The organism is Corynebacterium sp. HMSC05C01, from assembly GCF_001807155.1.
GTDB classification, from domain to species: Bacteria; Actinomycetota; Actinomycetes; order Mycobacteriales; family Mycobacteriaceae; genus Corynebacterium; species Corynebacterium coyleae.
Genome location: NZ_KV787969.1, coordinates 105,090 through 120,505 on the forward strand (window position 1 = coordinate 105,090; position 15,416 = coordinate 120,505).

Annotated in this window: 16 protein-coding genes; 6 read left to right on the plus strand and 10 right to left on the minus strand. The window is 61.3% G+C overall.

Annotation, left to right across the window (positions count from 1 at the left end; translation table 11 throughout):
* The first annotated feature begins 261 nt into the window (after positions 1 to 261).
* Entirely contained in the window at positions 262 to 807 is a 546-nt protein-coding gene (locus tag HMPREF3145_RS09435) for a PH domain-containing protein (RefSeq protein WP_070422978.1), read from the plus strand.
* Positions 808 to 810: 3 nt separating this feature from the next.
* Positions 811 to 2,649, plus strand: coding sequence for a dihydroxy-acid dehydratase (gene ilvD / locus HMPREF3145_RS09440; RefSeq protein ID WP_070422979.1), 1,839 nt, complete (start codon positions 811 to 813; stop codon positions 2,647 to 2,649).
* Between the two features lie 18 nt (positions 2,650 to 2,667).
* Here ilvD and HMPREF3145_RS09445 read toward each other — a convergent pair whose 3' ends face one another.
* Positions 2,668 to 3,537 (minus strand): DoxX family protein, encoded by an 870-nt coding sequence (locus HMPREF3145_RS09445; protein ID WP_070422980.1) that lies wholly within the window; start codon positions 3,535 to 3,537, stop codon positions 2,668 to 2,670.
* Between the two features lie 158 nt (positions 3,538 to 3,695).
* Between HMPREF3145_RS09445 and HMPREF3145_RS09450 the strand changes: the two genes are divergently transcribed.
* The gene (locus tag HMPREF3145_RS09450) at positions 3,696 to 5,099 is read left to right on the plus strand and encodes a YkvI family membrane protein (RefSeq protein ID WP_070422981.1); all 1,404 of its coding nucleotides are present in this window, start codon (positions 3,696 to 3,698) and stop codon (positions 5,097 to 5,099) included.
* Positions 5,100 to 5,167: 68 nt separating this feature from the next.
* Here the strand turns inward: HMPREF3145_RS09450 and HMPREF3145_RS09455 are convergent, their stop codons facing one another.
* The 3 genes from HMPREF3145_RS09455 to gatB form a co-directional block, all read right to left on the minus strand.
* The gene (locus HMPREF3145_RS09455; RefSeq protein WP_070422982.1) at positions 5,168 to 5,587 is read right to left on the minus strand and encodes a type II toxin-antitoxin system VapC family toxin; all 420 of its coding nucleotides are present in this window, start codon (positions 5,585 to 5,587) and stop codon (positions 5,168 to 5,170) included.
* Complete coding sequence (locus tag HMPREF3145_RS09460; RefSeq protein ID WP_070422983.1) at positions 5,584 to 5,826, minus strand: type II toxin-antitoxin system Phd/YefM family antitoxin; 243 nt, start codon at positions 5,824 to 5,826, stop codon at positions 5,584 to 5,586. Before HMPREF3145_RS09460 ends, HMPREF3145_RS09455 begins: the two co-directional genes overlap by 4 nt.
* 126 nt (positions 5,827 to 5,952) lie before the next feature.
* Complete coding sequence (gene gatB, locus HMPREF3145_RS09465; protein WP_070423027.1) at positions 5,953 to 7,455, minus strand: Asp-tRNA(Asn)/Glu-tRNA(Gln) amidotransferase subunit GatB; 1,503 nt, start codon at positions 7,453 to 7,455, stop codon at positions 5,953 to 5,955.
* Between the two features lie 100 nt (positions 7,456 to 7,555).
* On the opposite strand from gatB, the gene HMPREF3145_RS09470 reads away from it, so the two are divergent.
* Positions 7,556 to 8,509: a GNAT family N-acetyltransferase gene (locus HMPREF3145_RS09470; RefSeq protein WP_070422984.1), complete on the plus strand. Its 954-nt coding sequence runs from the start codon at positions 7,556 to 7,558 to the stop codon at positions 8,507 to 8,509.
* Between the two features lie 9 nt (positions 8,510 to 8,518).
* On the opposite strand, the gene HMPREF3145_RS09475 is transcribed toward HMPREF3145_RS09470, so the two are convergent.
* On the minus strand, positions 8,519 to 9,523 hold the full coding sequence (locus HMPREF3145_RS09475) for a bile acid:sodium symporter family protein (protein ID WP_070422985.1): 1,005 nt from the start codon (positions 9,521 to 9,523) through the stop codon (positions 8,519 to 8,521).
* Positions 9,524 to 9,598: 75 nt separating this feature from the next.
* Complete coding sequence (locus tag HMPREF3145_RS09480; RefSeq protein WP_141740860.1) at positions 9,599 to 9,850, minus strand: hypothetical protein; 252 nt, start codon at positions 9,848 to 9,850, stop codon at positions 9,599 to 9,601.
* A gap of 58 nt (positions 9,851 to 9,908) precedes the next feature.
* Between HMPREF3145_RS09480 and nadA the strand changes: the two genes are divergently transcribed.
* Positions 9,909 to 10,949: a quinolinate synthase NadA gene (gene nadA / locus HMPREF3145_RS09485; protein WP_371325707.1), complete on the plus strand. Its 1,041-nt coding sequence runs from the start codon at positions 9,909 to 9,911 to the stop codon at positions 10,947 to 10,949.
* Between the two features lie 6 nt (positions 10,950 to 10,955).
* A complete protein-coding gene (gene nadC, locus HMPREF3145_RS09490) occupies positions 10,956 to 11,831 on the plus strand; it encodes a carboxylating nicotinate-nucleotide diphosphorylase (RefSeq protein WP_070422988.1) in 876 nt (291 codons plus the stop codon).
* Between the two features lie 10 nt (positions 11,832 to 11,841).
* Here nadC and HMPREF3145_RS09495 read toward each other — a convergent pair whose 3' ends face one another.
* The 4 genes from HMPREF3145_RS09495 to HMPREF3145_RS09510 all read right to left on the minus strand — a co-directional run bounded on the left by HMPREF3145_RS09495 (position 11,842) and on the right by HMPREF3145_RS09510 (position 15,414).
* Positions 11,842 to 12,399: a GNAT family N-acetyltransferase gene (locus HMPREF3145_RS09495; protein ID WP_246815355.1), complete on the minus strand. Its 558-nt coding sequence runs from the start codon at positions 12,397 to 12,399 to the stop codon at positions 11,842 to 11,844.
* A 149-nt stretch (positions 12,400 to 12,548) separates the two neighbouring features.
* Positions 12,549 to 13,067: a mismatch-specific DNA-glycosylase gene (locus HMPREF3145_RS09500; RefSeq protein WP_070422990.1), complete on the minus strand. Its 519-nt coding sequence runs from the start codon at positions 13,065 to 13,067 to the stop codon at positions 12,549 to 12,551.
* Positions 13,068 to 13,085: 18 nt separating this feature from the next.
* Positions 13,086 to 14,117 (minus strand): 6-phosphofructokinase, encoded by a 1,032-nt coding sequence (locus tag HMPREF3145_RS09505; protein WP_070422991.1) that lies wholly within the window; start codon positions 14,115 to 14,117, stop codon positions 13,086 to 13,088.
* A gap of 10 nt (positions 14,118 to 14,127) precedes the next feature.
* Positions 14,128 to 15,414 (minus strand): MFS transporter, encoded by a 1,287-nt coding sequence (locus HMPREF3145_RS09510; protein ID WP_246817577.1) that lies wholly within the window; start codon positions 15,412 to 15,414, stop codon positions 14,128 to 14,130.
* Positions 15,415 to 15,416: the final 2 nt, after the last annotated feature.

Consider the following 15,416-nt stretch of genomic DNA (forward strand, 5'->3'; position numbering starts at 1 on the left):
TGTTCGAATTACCTAAAAATAAAAGCCCCCGGCGAGCGGTGTGCTCTCGAGGGCGCTTGTGTCTGCGGCGTGTAAAACGAACCCGCTACGGCAAGCGCCGCGTGGGTACAATAATTACAAGTCGCTGATTGATCACGTACATGACAATAGTGAGCCAGCCCACCCCTCGCGCATTTTTATTCACAGAAATCACGCGTATCGACGACACCCCGGCGCATCCCGTTACTTCCCCCGGCATCAACATGACTAGCATGCCGGGGTATGACAGCCACACAGGGAACGTCCCCGACCACCCAAAAAGTGTTTAAACCAACCCGTGAGCACATCCTCGCCATCGTGCTCGCAACCGGCATCGCACTCATGGGCATCATGTGGGCGCCGAAATATCTCATTTGGCTCCTTCTTATCCCCATTGTGTGGCTCGCATGGGTACTCTGCTCCTCCACCACAGTGGATAACAAAGGAATTAAAACCCGTTACCTCGTTCGCAAAAATACCTTTCTTCCTTGGGAAGACCTGGCCGGCATCGCTTTCAAGGGAACTTCCGCACGCGTCGCTGCAAAAAACGGCACCGAGTATCCCCTGCCTGGCGTAACGTTCAACTCATTGCCCGCGCTCGCCGAGGCATCCGGAGGACGAATTACAGACGTCATTGCATCCGCCGAGCAAGCAGCAGACGGCAAGTACGAAATCATTGATAAAGACGGCGACCGCATCCTGCTTACCCGCGAGGAATACGATGCCTACCTCGCAGAACACCCCGATCTGCCGGGACCTCGCCCGTCCGCGAACGAACCTAAGGAGTAAACCGTGATCCCCCTTCGCTCACGTGTCACCACCGTTGGCCGCCAAGCAGCCGGAGCCCGCGCCCTGTGGCGCGCTACAGGCACCGGCGAGCACGAGTTTGGCAAACCCATCGTTGCCATCGTGAACTCCTACACGCAGTTCGTGCCTGGCCACGTTCACCTGAAACATGTTGGTGACATCGTGGCCGACGCTGTCCGCGCCGCAGGCGGCGTACCCAAGGAGTTCAACACCATCGCGGTCGACGACGGCATCGCCATGGGCCACTCCGGCATGCTGTACTCGTTGCCCTCGCGCGAGATCATCACCGACTCGGTGGAGTACATGGTCAACGCCCACACCGTGGATGCCATGGTGTGTATCTCCAACTGCGACAAGATCACCCCAGGCATGCTCAACGCCGCAATGCGTCTGAACATCCCCGCCGTCTTCGTCTCCGGTGGGCCGATGGAGGCCGGCAAGGCGTTTTCTGTCGGCGGTGTGACTAAGCCGAAGTCCGATCTCATCGACGCCATCGCGCTTTCCGCTAACAACGACGTCAGCGACGACGAGCTCGACAGTATCGCCAACAACGCCTGCCCCACCTGTGGTTCCTGCTCCGGCATGTTCACCGCTAACTCCATGAACTGCCTCACCGAAGCACTTGGCTTGTCACTGCCGGGCAACGGCACCACCCTGGCCACCCACACCACGCGCCGCGAACTCTTCGAGCGCGCTGGCCAGACCATCATGGACCTTTGCGAGCGCTACTACGGCCAGGGCGACGAATCCGTCCTGCCCCGCAACGTGGCCAACGTCCATGCATTCCGCAACGCCATGGCGCTCGACATGGCAATGGGTGGTTCCACCAACACCATCCTGCACATCCTGGCCGCAGCACAGGAAGGCGAGATCGACTTCGACCTGGCAGATATCGACGATCTGTCACACAAGATCCCCTGCCTGTCCAAGGTTGCCCCGAACGGTGAGGCACACGTGGAAGATGTCCACCGCGCAGGCGGCATCCCGGCCATCCTGGGTGAGCTCAACCGCGCTGGATTGCTGCATGATGATGTGCATTCGATCACGTACTCGTCGCTAAGCCAATGGCTCGCAGACTGGGACATCCGCGGCGGCAGCGCTACCGAGGAAGCGCTCGAGCTCTTCCACGCCGCACCGGGCGGTGAGCGCACCACGAAGGCATTCTCACAAAGCGCGCGCTGGGAAAGCCTGGATACGGATGCGAAAAATGGCGTCATCCACGACGTCGAGCACCCGTTTACCTCCGACGGCGGCCTTGTCGTCTTGCGCGGCAACCTAGCCCCGGACGGCGCCATCCTGAAAACCGCAGGCGTCGAAGAAGGCTTGTGGGAGTTCACCGGTCCAGCACGCGTCGTCGATTCGCAAGAGCAAGCTGTGTCCATGATCCTCAACCGCGAGGTGCTCGAAGGCGAGGTTGTGGTCATCCGCTACGAGGGTCCAGCAGGTGGACCGGGCATGCAGGAAATGCTCCACCCGACGTCATTCCTCAAAGGCGCTGGCCTGGGCAAGAAGTGCGCACTGATCACCGACGGTCGCTTCTCCGGAGGCACCTCCGGTCTGTCCATTGGCCACATCTCCCCCGAAGCTGCCGCAGGCGGCCTGATCGGCCTCATCGAAAACGGCGACACCATCGCCATCTCCGTGTCCAACCGCGAACTGAAGCTGGATGTGCCGGAAGCAGAGTTGGAAAAGCGCCGTGAAGCTATGGAAGCCTCCGACAACCCCTGGACACCGAACCGTGTCCGTGAGGTTTCGAAGGCTTTGCGTGCATACGCCAAGATGGCAACCAGCGCCGACAAGGGCGCCGTCCGCCAAGTGGACTAAACGCAGCGTGCGTGTGGTTTAGGCAAACGGGTTAATCCCGGTGCCGAACCACCACGCCGCACCTGCTGCGGCAAGACCCACAATGGCGCAGATCCAGGACGATGCCAGCGGACGCTTCGCCCAACCGCGCGAGGCGTCGATACCGTAGCGGCCCGGACCGGTGAACTGCACTGCGAGCGACACTGCCAGCAGCATGACCGGCACCCACGTTTCCGGCGTCCAGGCGAAGACGTTGAAGCCGTCCGTCTGACCGTTGAATGCGTGCAGCGCCAAAAAACCGGTGACGGCGATCGCCACAGCTGCCGCAATCGGTCCGAGCAGACCAAGGACCAAGAACACGCCGGCCGTGAGTTCGAGGGTGGGAACAACAACAGCCAGGCCGTTGCCGTACGGGTAGTTGGCGAATGCATTTTCTAGGCTGGCGATACCGTCGTTGCCGCCGAGTCGGAAGAACACTGCGACGGAATCAATAATCAGGTACGCGCCGAGGAACAGACGCAGCAGCAGCAAGCCGAAATCAGTCGTGCCACGGCGGGCGTCTTCCTCCTCTACTGCAACCGGTGCCGGATCCACCGCAACCGGCTCGACCGGCTCCTCCGCATAGGTTGCGGGGGCTGCCGGTGCGATGGTTTCAGATTCACGGATGAACGCGGATGTCACCGGTGCCGGGTCGGATGAGTATGCAGACGCCGAGGGGACCGCAGTAGAGCCTGCGGACGGCGCAGAGGCTTGTGCTGCCTTATCGGCACTCAGGCGCACCTCGTCGCCCGTCTGGGAAGTCTGCGGAAAAATCTCCGTCGCAGCATCCCCCTTGTATTCGGGCACGTCAGCGACGTTTTCCAGGTTGTTCAGATCGTCGGGTGTGAGATCGCGTGGATTTTTAGCCATGGCCTACAACTTAGGCGAAAACTTCGCTGTGATTTGTCAACTCGCCGGGGTGCGCTGCACCGATGTCAACAAACCTAGTTAGCCAAGCCCGTGTAATGGTGTTACCCTGCTACGCGCTCTAAATCTTTTACGCAAATTTATATAAGGATTGTTTATCGATGAGTAAAACGCTCAAAGTCGCCCTCGCGCTCGTGGGCCTGACTGTCGGCGCTGGTTTTGCCTCCGGGCAGGAAGTCATCCAATACTTCCTTGCCTTTGGCTACAAGGGCATCATCGGCGCCGCCATCGCAGGTGCCGCGATCGCAATTTTCAGTGGTTGGGTCTACCAGCTCGGTTCCTACTACATGGCCGATGACCACAGTGCCGTGTTCAAGAGTGTCTCGCGTCCGTGGATTGCTAAATACATGGACATCACCACCGTGTTCACGCTGTTCTGCATCGGCTTCGTCATGGTCGCCGGTGCTGGCGCGAACCTCGAGCAACAATTCGGCCTGCCAACTTGGGCCGGATCGACCATCATGGTTGTGCTGCTGCTCCTGTCCGGTCTTCTTGACATCGACAGGCTCACGAACGTTTTCTCCTTCATCACGCCGCTGCTGATCATCTGCCTGCTCGCCGCGTTTGTGATCACACTGACGAACATCCCGTCCGACTTCGGATACATCAACGAGATTGCACAGCAGAACCAAAGCGCATCAGGCACGTTTGGTAACTGGCTGATCACCGCGTTGAACTACGCAACCCTGGTCATGATCATGGACGTTTCCATGATGCTCGTCTTTGCTGGCTCCCACATGAACCCTGCACAGGCCGGTAAGGGTGGCCTGCTGGGCGGCATTATGTTCGCTGTTTTGCTGCTGATCCTCACGTTCATTCTGTTCTGCAACATGGCAGACGTGATGGACGCAGACATGCCGCTGCTGATGGTCTTCGACAACATGCACCCGGCAGTGGGCGTGTTCGTCTCCATTGTCATCTACCTGATGATTTACAACACCGCCGTCGGCATGTTCTACGCCAGCGGTCGTCGCCTCAGCCACGACAAGCCGGGCAAGTTCCGCCCGTACTACTTCGCGGCGGTTCTCGTCGGCTACGCCCTGTCCTTCATTGGCTTCGCTGACCTGCTCGGTTGGGTTTACCCAGTTCTGGGCTACCTCGGTCTTGCCCTTGGCATTGCTATGGGTGTGGCTTGGTTCCGCGACCGCAAGAACATCCAGGAGGAGACGGGACGCCGCGAGCGTCTTGCAGAGCTTGCCGAGACCGCGCTCGATCCGGAAGGCGAGCCGCTGACCCGCGCCGAGCGCAACGAAGTCGACGAGCTCACCGGCGATTCCCACATGGGCGGCCAAGACCTGTGGCAGTCCGTCCAGGAAGAGGTTGCTGCGGATCTGCACGCGGACTCTTCCAGCGAATTCGATATCGCGGACGTGCCTGCGCTCGATCCGGAGTCTGAGTCCTACGAGGGCGCACCCGATACCCCGGGCGACGAAATCCACTGGAAGTCCTACGAGGAGATGTACAAGACTGGCGAGTTCCCGGCCGTCAAGCCTCAAAACAAGTAGCACTGCTTGACGACGACTCCCCCGCCCCGGCCATCCACCACACTGGCCGGGGCTTTCGCGTTTCGCGGTTACATCTCCCAGGGATTAACTAGCTCAACGCCCATCGACTCAAAGCCAGGGGTATTCCGTGTCGCAACGATAAGGCTATGTACTTGAGCGGTAGCAGCGATAAAAGAATCCGCAGTCGCTTTCGGGTCCGGGACGTGCATCGCAGCCGCCACAGAGGCTACGTCCTCATCAAAAGGAAGAATGCGCCCTTTGAATTGAACTTTAACTTGACCATTGAACCAGTCGCGCAACCTTTCAGCCTGCACTGGATCCGTACGTTGCTTGAGCAGAATTCCTCTTTCGATCTCAAAAACTGAGATGGAAGAGATGTATACGTTTCCCTCTGCCAGGTTGTCGGCCCAACTCGCCACTCGAGGATTCACTCGGCCGGGCGGCTTCCGCAGCTCACTAATAACGTTGGTATCGAATAAATACCTCACAGGTCGAGACTCCGCACTTTAAATTCAGCTCGTGGAGGGTCGAATTCTATATCTTCATCCTTCATTTGAACTGCTTTCACCCACCCAGTTTCTGACGATGAGAGCCGACGATAGTCGTCGATCGACAGCAGAACGTGTGACGGCTCCCCACGATCAGTAATGATCACAGGGTGATCCAGCGCGGCGCGCTTCGCGGCACTGACATCCCGATTGAATTCTCTGGCGGAAATAGCGGTCATAACACACCTCCCTGCAGGTACGTACCTACAGGATATGCATTGTTACCATTACCTACAACCCACCAAAGAAGAACCAGCCGGCCCCGTACGTAAGTCGGGGCCGGCTGTGTGGTGCTTCGCTGAAGGTTACTCGGCGAGCTTCTTGGCGATGAGCTGGTTGACCTGGCCCGGGTCTGCCTTACCCTGGGTGGCCTTCATCACGGCACCGACGATTGCGCCGGTGACCTTCTTGTTGCCTGCGCGGTACTTCTCCACGATGTCCGGGTTGGCGGCAAGTGCGTCGTCGACAGCCTTCTCGATAGCGCCGTCATCGCGCACGACCTCAAGCCCACGCTTTGCGACGACCTCATCAACGTTGCCGTCACCCTCAATGACACCGTCGATCGCCTGGCGGCCGAGCTTGGTGGTCAGCTTGCCCTCCTTGACCAACGCAACCACGCGTGCGACATCGTTCGGGGTAACACCGAGCGCGTCCAGGTCCTTGCCTGCCTCGTTAGCCTTACCGGCGATGTAGGACACCCACCAGGAACGTGCTTCGTCCGGGGTCGCACCAGCTTCAACCGTGTCTACGATGAGGTCCAGCGCACCAGCGTTGACCAGGTCACGGAACTCCTTCTCCGGCAGCTGCCACTCCTCCTGGATGCGAGCGCGGCGCACCCACGGCAGCTCCGGCAGGGTTGCGCGGATTTCCTCAACCCACTCCGGCTTTGCGATCACCGGAGGCAGGTCCGGGTCGTTGAAGTAACGGTAATCCGAGGCTTCTTCCTTCGGGCGGCCTTTCGAGGTGGAGCCGTCCTTTTCCTGGTAGTGGCGGGTTTCCTGGACGATCTCCTCGCCGTTTTCCAGTGCTGCAGCCTGGCGCTGCATCTCAAAGCGCACGGCCTGCTCGACCGACTTCAGGGAGTTGATGTTCTTGGTCTCGGTACGGGTGCCAAACTCTTCCTGGCCGACTGGGCGCAGGGACACGTTGGCGTCGCAACGCATGCTGCCCTGGTCCATGCGAGCATCGGAGACGCCGAGCGCCTTCACCAGCTCACGCAGTGCGCCGACGTATGCCTTCGCAACCTCCGGGGCACGCTCGCCGGCGCCGATGATCGGCTTGGTCACGATCTCGATCAGTGGCACGCCTGCACGGTTGCAGTCCACAAGCGAAGCGGTAGCACCGGTAATACGACCGGAAGCGGAGCCCAGGTGGGTGAGCTTGCCGGTGTCCTCCTCCATGTGTGCGCGTTCGATCTCCACACGCCACTCGGTGCCGTCTTCGAGCACGACGTCCAGGTAGCCGTCGTACGCAATCGGCTCGTCGTACTGAGAGATCTGGTAGTTCTTCGGCTGATCCGGGTAGAAGTAGTTCTTGCGCGCGAAGCGGGATGACTCCGCAATCTTGCAGTTCAGCGCCAGGCCGATCTTGATTGCCCACTCCACACCCTTGGCGTTGACCACCGGCAGTGCGCCCGGCAGGCCGAGCGAAACCGGGTCAACGTTGGAGTTCGGCTCCGCACCAAAATGGGCGGAGGCCGTGGAGAACATCTTCGTCTCAGTTGCGAGCTCGACGTGCACCTCAAGGCCCATTACCGGGTCGTACTTTTCCAGTACCTCGTCGTAATCCATCAGATCGTAGGCAGTCATGTCGGCCATTCTACTGCCCCACCCGTTGTGCTCGCGCTCCAGCTCGCCGTGGCGAAATTTACCTAAAATAAAACCTCCCTCAGACGGAAAGGCACTAACGATGACGAACGCATTGCTTGCCCAAATGGCGAGTGCTTATGCGGCCTGGATGCCCAGCCAGCTGCGCGACTGGTACTCGGAGGAAGAACGTTTCTACCTCGCGACGGAGGAGATGCGCCCGCAAGCAGAGCATGTGGCTAACGACGAGTTCGGCGCCGGATTCCGCGATCACCTCAACAGCATCGGCGGGCCGACCGTAGAGGACCCGCTTGCGTGGGCGAACCGGCACGTTGAGTTCGCTGATGGTCACTGGTGCGTCGCCGGCATCCGCTTTTGGGGGCTGGATCCCAAGAAGCCGTTTGTACATGTCGTCGCTACGTCCGTATCACCGCAGTACGACGAGTTAGCACCGTATGCAGCACAGTTGCACCGCGAGTTCGCTGATTTTGCGCCGGTTGCAATCCGGTTCGAATTGCCCAACCCGCCGGAGAGCGCCGATGTGGATCAGTGGATCGTTGCTGGCCTCGTCTCCGAGCTGCGTGCTAGTCCACGCCGCCCGCTGAGCGACCAGGTGAGGCTTATCCCGGCAGCTCCAGAGGACATGGTGGAATACGCAGATGACGTGCTGGGCAACGTCGTGAAGCAAACGCCCGACGTGGCGACCTGGACCGAAGCAGCGACATTGCCGCAGTTGCAAAGTTGCGCAGAAACAGGCGCACTGTACGCAGTGGAAGTTGGAGGCCAACGCGCCGGCGTTATCGCCGCAGCGCGCGACGACGCCAACGGGATGCGCGGGTTTCAGGTCTACGAGAATCTTCTCGACGACCACGCGCGCGGCCGCGGCCTCGCCCCCGCCGCCATGCAGCACCTGTGCGACGTTCTTCCCGCGCACCCCGGCGATACGTTGTGGGGAACGATTCATGCGGGCAATGGGCCGTCGCTAGGCAATGCGCTCGCTGTCGGGCGTAAAAAGATCGCCGCGTTCGTGTGGGTGGCACGTCGCGGCGACTTGTAGTGGATGGCCCTAGACCACCATGGGTTCTGCGGCAGGCGCTGCTGGGTTCTCGGCACGCTTCGCGCGGTCATCGCGAAGACGCATGACCATAGCGAAGATCCCGCCCGACAGGGTGTGCCAGACCGAGAAGATGACACCCGGCAGCGCGGCAAGCGGGGTCATGTACTGCACCGCGAGCGTGGCGGCGAGGCCAGAGTTTTGCATGCCGACTTCGACCGCGATGGTGCGCGATGCAGATTCTGTTTGCTTGGTCCCCTTGCCGGTGAAGTAGCCAAGCGCGTAGCCGAGCAGGTTGTGGATCATCACAGCTACCAAGACAAGCAGACCCGCTTCGACGATCTTGTCGCGGGACCCAGAGACGATGATCGCGACGATCGCCCCAATGGCGACGACAGAAATCCACGGAAGCGCCGGCAGGATAGCCTCTGCGATCTTCGGCATGAAGAACGTAATCGCTAGGCCGAGCAGGACCGGAAGCAGCACCATCTTCACCGTGGAGATCGCCATGGAACCTGCGCTTACCGGCAGGTACTGCCCCGCCAGCCACAGGGTGAGCAGCGGGGTGAAGATCGGCGCGAGCAGCGTGGACACCGTGGTCATTGCAACCGACAGCGCCACATCACCGCGGGAGAGGTAGGTCACCACGTTGGAGGTCGTGCCGCCCGGGGCGCAGCCGACAAGAATGACACCTGCCGCGATTTCCGGCGGCAGCTTGAGCATCCACGTGATCAGCACGGCAAGTACCGGCATGATGACAAACTGCGCGATCACGCCAATGAGGACAGGCATTGGACGCTTGGCGATGATTGCAAAGTCAGCGACCTTCAACGTCAGCCCCATACCGAACATGACCACACCCAGAAGCCAGGTTGTCCACCCGGTAATCGGTGCGACGACAGACGGGGTGAAGTACCCGATGCAACCGCCGACAACGACGAGGATCGGGAAGACAACAGAGGCGATCAGGGCCGAACGATCTTCGGCGGTGGTCGCCCCACTACTCGATTGACTCATGGCGTGAGATCCTACTCTCACACTATGGACACTCGGGGAGGTTTTGGAGAATACGTTAGGAAACCCCAGCGTGGCTTAGGTAAACATCGCCTTTGCGGTGGCGTAGCCCAACGCGTAACCAAGGGCGTTGTGGAGCTCGACCACGAGCAGGACGACGAGGCCGGCCTGGGCGAGTTTGTCGCGGCTACCGGCCACGACAATGGGGACGATGATTGCGATCGCGATGACCGACCCCCACGGCAGCACCAGCACAACCGCCGCCACAAGACGCGGTGCGACGAGACGGACGAGGAGGCCGAGGCCGACCGGCAGAATGACCATTTTCACGATCGATCACGCCATTGGGCCTGCACTGACATCCATGTGCTCACCGGCCAGCCAGCGTGTGAGTAGCGCGGTGAAAATCCGGGCGAGCAGCGTGGAAAACCGATGTCATCGTCACCGACAGAGCGCCCCGGACTACATTGGGCGTATGTGGATCGATGAAGTACGCAAACTTAAGCGCGAACGAAACGCCGTCATTCTGGCGCATAATTATCAGATCCCGGAGATCCAGGACATCGCCGACTTCACCGGCGATTCACTCGCGCTATCTCGTATCGCCGCCGACACCGACGCAGACGTGATCGTGTTCTGCGGTGTGCACTTTATGGCGGAAAGCGCCAAGATCCTCAGCCCCGACAAAACGGTGCTCATCCCGGACCAAGATGCCGGATGCTCGCTGGCGGACTCCATCACCGCTACGCAACTTCAGCAATGGAAGGACGAACATCCTGGTGCGGTCGTCGTCAGTTATGTGAATACCACCGCCGATGTCAAGGCCTTTACGGACGTCTGCTGCACCTCCTCGAACGCCGTTGAAGTGGTGGAATCCATCGATCCGGACCGTGAGATCCTCTTTTGCCCCGACCAGTTCCTCGGCGCCCACGTGAAGCGCCTGACCGGCCGCGAGAACATCCGTATCTGGGCGGGCGAATGCCACGTCCACGCAGGAATCAACGGCAAGGAGCTTGCGGAGCAAGCGTCGGCGCACCCCGATGCGCCGCTGTATATCCACCCAGAATGCGGTTGTGCGAATTCCGCAATCTTCCTCGCTGGCGAAGGAGTGATCCAACCGGAGCGTGTGCACATGCTATCCACCGGCGGGATGCTCGACCAAGCAGACCGCGACACAGAAGGAACTGTGCTCGTAGCCACCGAAGTGGGAATGCTACACCAGTTGCGAAAGCGGGCTCCGCTGGCGGATTTCCAGCCCGTGAACCCCCAAGCTAGTTGCCGGTACATGAAGATGATCACCCCAGAAAAGCTGGTTCGCAGCCTGCGTGACCTCCGCGACGAGATAACCGTGCCCGAGGACGTCGCGGCGAAGGCGCGCCAGTCATTGGAGCGGATGATCGCGATCGGCACACCGGGAAGCGGTGAATAGACACCGATGACAACGCCTGCTCAGCCGATCTTCCCTCCACTGAATAAGGAGGCCATACAGCGACTCATCCGTCTCGGTCTCGCGGAGGACTTCGCTCATGGCCCCGACGCCACATCCGTGGCGACAATCGACATGGACGCGGTTCTTACTGCACAGGTGGTCCCCCGCCAGGACGGGACCGTCGCGGGAATCGACGTTGTGGGATGGACTATGCGCGAGATTTCCCCCGCCGTCGACGTGTCTGTGCACGCCGCCGACGGCGATCGAGTGACGGCCGGTGACTGTCTTGCTACGGTGTCCGGCCCGGCGCGCGCCATTCTGTCGGCGGAACGGACTGCATTGAATCTGCTCACCTACGCTAGCGGCATCGCGACCGCGACTTCTGCGTGGACGGAGGCTATTTCCGACACTCGGGCGCGGGTGAGGGATTCCCGGAAAACGCTTCCCGGCTACCGCGATTTGGCGAAATACGCCGTGCGTTGCGGCGGAGGTGTCAACCACCGCATGAGTCTGGGTGACGCGGCACTGATCAAGGACAACCACGTCGCGAGCGTCGGTAGCGCAGCCGACGCATATCGACGCACGGCCAACGCATTCCCAGGCCTCCCCCTTGAGGTCGAAGTGGATGACCTAGATCAGCTCACCGAGGTCCTGGAATTGAAGCCGACTCTGGTCATGCTGGACAATTTTGAAGTGGAAGACACGCGGGTGGCAGTCGCCCGGCGAGATGCACTGTCCCCAGCGACGATGCTCGAATCCTCGGGTGGCTTGACGCTTGATCGCGCCCGCGCCTACGCGGACACGGGCGTTGAATTCCTCGCCGTCGGCGCGCTCACGCATTCGGTCACCATCCTGGATATTGGCCTCGACGCGCTGACCTGACCTCGGCGGATCACCTGTTCAGGCGGGCCTTGAGCGAGGTCTTCACTTCCGCCCATTCAATGTCCAGGATGGAGTAGACGCATGTGTCGCGCACGAGACCGCTGGCGAGAATTTTGTGGCGGCGTAACACTCCATCGAGCTTCGCGCCGAGTCTTTCGATAGCCGCACGCGACTGGCGGTTCATGTAGTGCGTACGGATCTCTACGCGCAGGCAGCCGAGGTCCTCGAACGCGCGCTGAAGCAGGAGCAGCTTCGCCGCCGTGTTGAACTTTCCGCCCTGGGCGTTTTTGGCAATCCAGGTCGATCCGATCTCGATGTTGCGATTGGTCGGATCCGGGTGCAGGAACGTCGTCACGCCGATCGCCGATCCTTCCGGTTCGACAATCGCCCACGGCGCGCGCACCCCGCGGTGCTGATCAGCGAGATACGTCTCGATGTACTCGGGCACTCCCCCCGGTGTCGGAATGTGGTCCTGGTACCACAAACTCGACAGATCCCCGACGCAGGCGGCAAGGGCTTCCGCGTGCTGCAGGCCAAGGGGCTCGAGAGTGACCCACTCATTGCTCAAGGTGGGGTTGTCGCAGAAATTCAACGGTGCCTCCGAAAATAGTGAACGAGGGGCATGAGAGCGCCCCAGCTGTAAACCTAGGTGATCATCGCCCTGCCGGTAGCGTGTCAGCGCCCGTGAACGGCGCACGGCGATCGCACCATCGGCCGTCAAAGCGGCGCTGTCGCCTCCCAGACCTCCCGGTAGCTCTCAGCGAGCGTGGCCACGGTCTCGTGCGCGTTGAGCCCGCTGGGGTTGCCCACCACCCACACCGGCACTCCGGCGAGGGTTTCGGGTTGAAGACCGCGGGTGGCCTTTGGTCGTCGATAAGCATCGCGGTACGCCCCGATTCCAGCGAACATCACAGCTCTGGGCTGATGCTTTTCGACGACACTCCGCACCACCTCACCTCCCTCCACGAGCTCCGCCTTGGAAAGGTCCGACGCTTTCGGCGTCATGCGCCCCACCAGGTTGGTAAACCCGATGCCGCGCTCGTTGAGCATGGCCGCGTCTTCCTCCGATAACCCCTCATTGGCGTGGACACGGTATGGGGTGATGCCTGCGGCCTCCAACGCCGGCCAGAAGCGATTGCCCGGGTAGGCAAACGGCGCGTCCACCTCCTCGGTGAGGCGGCCGGGGTTGATGCCGACGATGAGCAGGCGGCAGGGGTTAGGAATGCGGTTTTTCATAGAGTGCGCGTCCGGGTGCTATGTGAACATCGCTTTCGCGGTGGCGTAGCGTCGCTCCGGGACCGTTTTGAGTTGCGCTACCGCATCCTCCAGCGCGACAAGTTCAATGTCTTCGCCACGGAGGGCAACGCAGCTACCAAAGTTGCCGTCGTGTGCCGCTCGGGTGGCGTGCACACCGTATCGGGTGGCCAGTACGCGGTCATAGGCGGTCGGCGTGCCGCCGCGCTGGATGTGGCCAAGCACTGTGGTGCGTACGTCGTAGCCGAGGCGCTTCTTCACTTCGTCGCCAATGATCTGCCCCATTCCGTTGAAGGTCTTGTGGCCGAACTCGTCTTCCTCGCCGAGACCGGCGTCCATCGTGCCCTCCTTGGGCACCGCGCCTTCGGCGACGACGATGATGCCGTACTTCTCCCCCATCTGGAAGCGGCGCTCCATGGCTTTGCAGATCTCCGCAATATCGAACGGCTCCTCGGGGATCACGGTGTAGTGTGCACCACCCGCCATGCCAGCATGCAGTGCGATCCAGCCGACGTGGCGGCCCATAACTTCCACGATCAGGATGCGGTTGTGGGATTCGGCTGTGGTGTGCAGGCGGTCGATCGCGTCGGTGGCCACGGAGACTGCGGTGTCGAACCCGAAGGTGTAGTCCGTGGCAGCCACGTCGTTGTCAATGGTCTTGGGCACACCCACAACCGGGATGCCGTTATCGGAAAGCCACTTCGCACCCTTGAGTGTGCCTTCGCCGCCAATGGCAATGAGCGCATCGATGCCGGCGTCGTCCAAGTTCGCCTTAATCGTGTCGATGCCAGCCTTGAACTTGTCCGGGTGCAGTCGCCCGGTGCCTAGGATCGTGCCGCCGCGCAGAAGCAGGGAGTCCATGTAGGCGTCGTCGTAAAGATCGACCCTGCGGTCCTCCATCAAACCGACCCAACCGTCACGGTATCCGACGACGGTCGAGCCGTATTCGGTGTTCGCGGTACGGACCACGCCGCGGATAACGGCGTTGAGTCCGGGGCAATCTCCTCCAGAGGTCAACGTGGCAAGTCGCATGCACGCCAGCCTAGCGCGCCGCGCCTACCCCTGCCCGCGGCGCAATGCGTATCGACGACACCACGCCCACCACCATCGCCACAACCGGCAACACCAGCGCCTTGGACGCCGTCGCATCGATCTCACCGGAGGCAAGCACTGCCCCCACAAGTGCTACGCCAAGCACGCTGCCCACCTGGCGCGCGGTGTTGTACAACCCGGACGCTGCACCGGTCTGTCCCTCAGTGATGCCACGCATGGTGACAGCAGCATTCGGCGCCCACACGAACGCGCCGCCGATACCGAGCAGCGCCGTGACTGCGGTGAACCACCACAGGTTGGCGTCGGCGTTGATGAGCACGATCGCCAGCACCAGTGCCATAGTGCTGAGGGTAAACCCGATCGCGCAGAGTTTGCCGGGGTTGCGGCGATCGGTCAGGTAGCCGGCCACCGGGGTAAGCACCAGTGCAAGTACCGACATCGGCGCCGTGATCAGGCCCGCTGCCGACGGCGACGCTCCAGCGACCGTCTGCAGCCAGTACATCAGCGGGATGAACATCGAGGCGACGGTGAACCCCATGGAGGCCACGCCGAGTGTGCCAAGTGCAAAAGCGCGGTCCGAAAGGAGATCGATTGGTAGGAACCCGTCATCGGTGCCGTTGCGTGCGGACTGCACAAGCACGCCCAGCAGCAGCACACCGAACAGGATCGAGGGCCAATAGCCGAACTGGATGCCGTAGACCAACAGCCCAAGCCCGCCGAAGGACAGCACGACCGGTAATAAGGTGACCCGCTCCCCTGTCGTCGTCAATCGCGGCAGCGCGATGACACCGGCGACCAGCGCAACGGCGCCTAACCCAGCCTGGGCGTAAAACGCCGCACGCCAACCCTGGGACTGCGCGATTGCACCCCCAACCACCGGCCCGATGAGCGAGGCCACCGAACCGATCACGCCCCACACGGCGAACGCGCGTCCCTGCTTGTCGGCGGCAAACACGCGCGGGATCAGCCCGAAGGCCTGCGGTAAGAACACCGCCGCGCCGAAGCCCTGAAGCGCACGCGCGACGATCAGGGAACCGAAGGACCACGACGCACCTGCCAGCGCTAGTGCCGCCACGTAGACGGTAAGGCCGGCGAGGAACATGCGGCGTTGCCCGAACGCGTCGCCAAGCCGTCCCGTGGCCGGCATGGGCGCGACCGTGCACAGCAAGTACACACTGGTCAGCCACACCGCGCCGCCGACCTCGTACGGCAGAAGCGGGGTGATCACGGGCATAAAGCCCTGATCAATCAGGACAAGAAAATACCCCGCAGCCAAGG

Excerpts from the sequence above, each read along its gene's own strand:
- HMPREF3145_RS09500 (WP_070422990.1), bottom strand. The coding sequence starts at position 13,067 with ATGAAAAACCGCATTCCTAACCCCTGCCGCCTGCTCATCGTCGGCATC.
- HMPREF3145_RS09450 (WP_070422981.1), top strand. The coding sequence starts at position 3,696 with ATGAGTAAAACGCTCAAAGTCGCCCTCGCGCTCGTGGGCCTGACTGTC.
- nadC (WP_070422988.1), top strand. The coding sequence starts at position 10,956 with ATGACAACGCCTGCTCAGCCGATCTTCCCTCCACTGAATAAGGAGGCC.
- HMPREF3145_RS09505 (WP_070422991.1), bottom strand. The coding sequence starts at position 14,117 with ATGCGACTTGCCACGTTGACCTCTGGAGGAGATTGCCCCGGACTCAAC.
- gatB (WP_070423027.1), bottom strand. The coding sequence starts at position 7,455 with ATGACTGCCTACGATCTGATGGATTACGACGAGGTACTGGAAAAGTAC.
- HMPREF3145_RS09445 (WP_070422980.1), bottom strand. The coding sequence starts at position 3,537 with ATGGCTAAAAATCCACGCGATCTCACACCCGACGATCTGAACAACCTG.
- HMPREF3145_RS09460 (WP_070422983.1), bottom strand. The coding sequence starts at position 5,826 with ATGACCGCTATTTCCGCCAGAGAATTCAATCGGGATGTCAGTGCCGCG.
- HMPREF3145_RS09435 (WP_070422978.1), top strand. The coding sequence starts at position 262 with ATGACAGCCACACAGGGAACGTCCCCGACCACCCAAAAAGTGTTTAAA.
- HMPREF3145_RS09470 (WP_070422984.1), top strand. The coding sequence starts at position 7,556 with ATGACGAACGCATTGCTTGCCCAAATGGCGAGTGCTTATGCGGCCTGG.
- HMPREF3145_RS09475 (WP_070422985.1), bottom strand. The coding sequence starts at position 9,523 with ATGAGTCAATCGAGTAGTGGGGCGACCACCGCCGAAGATCGTTCGGCC.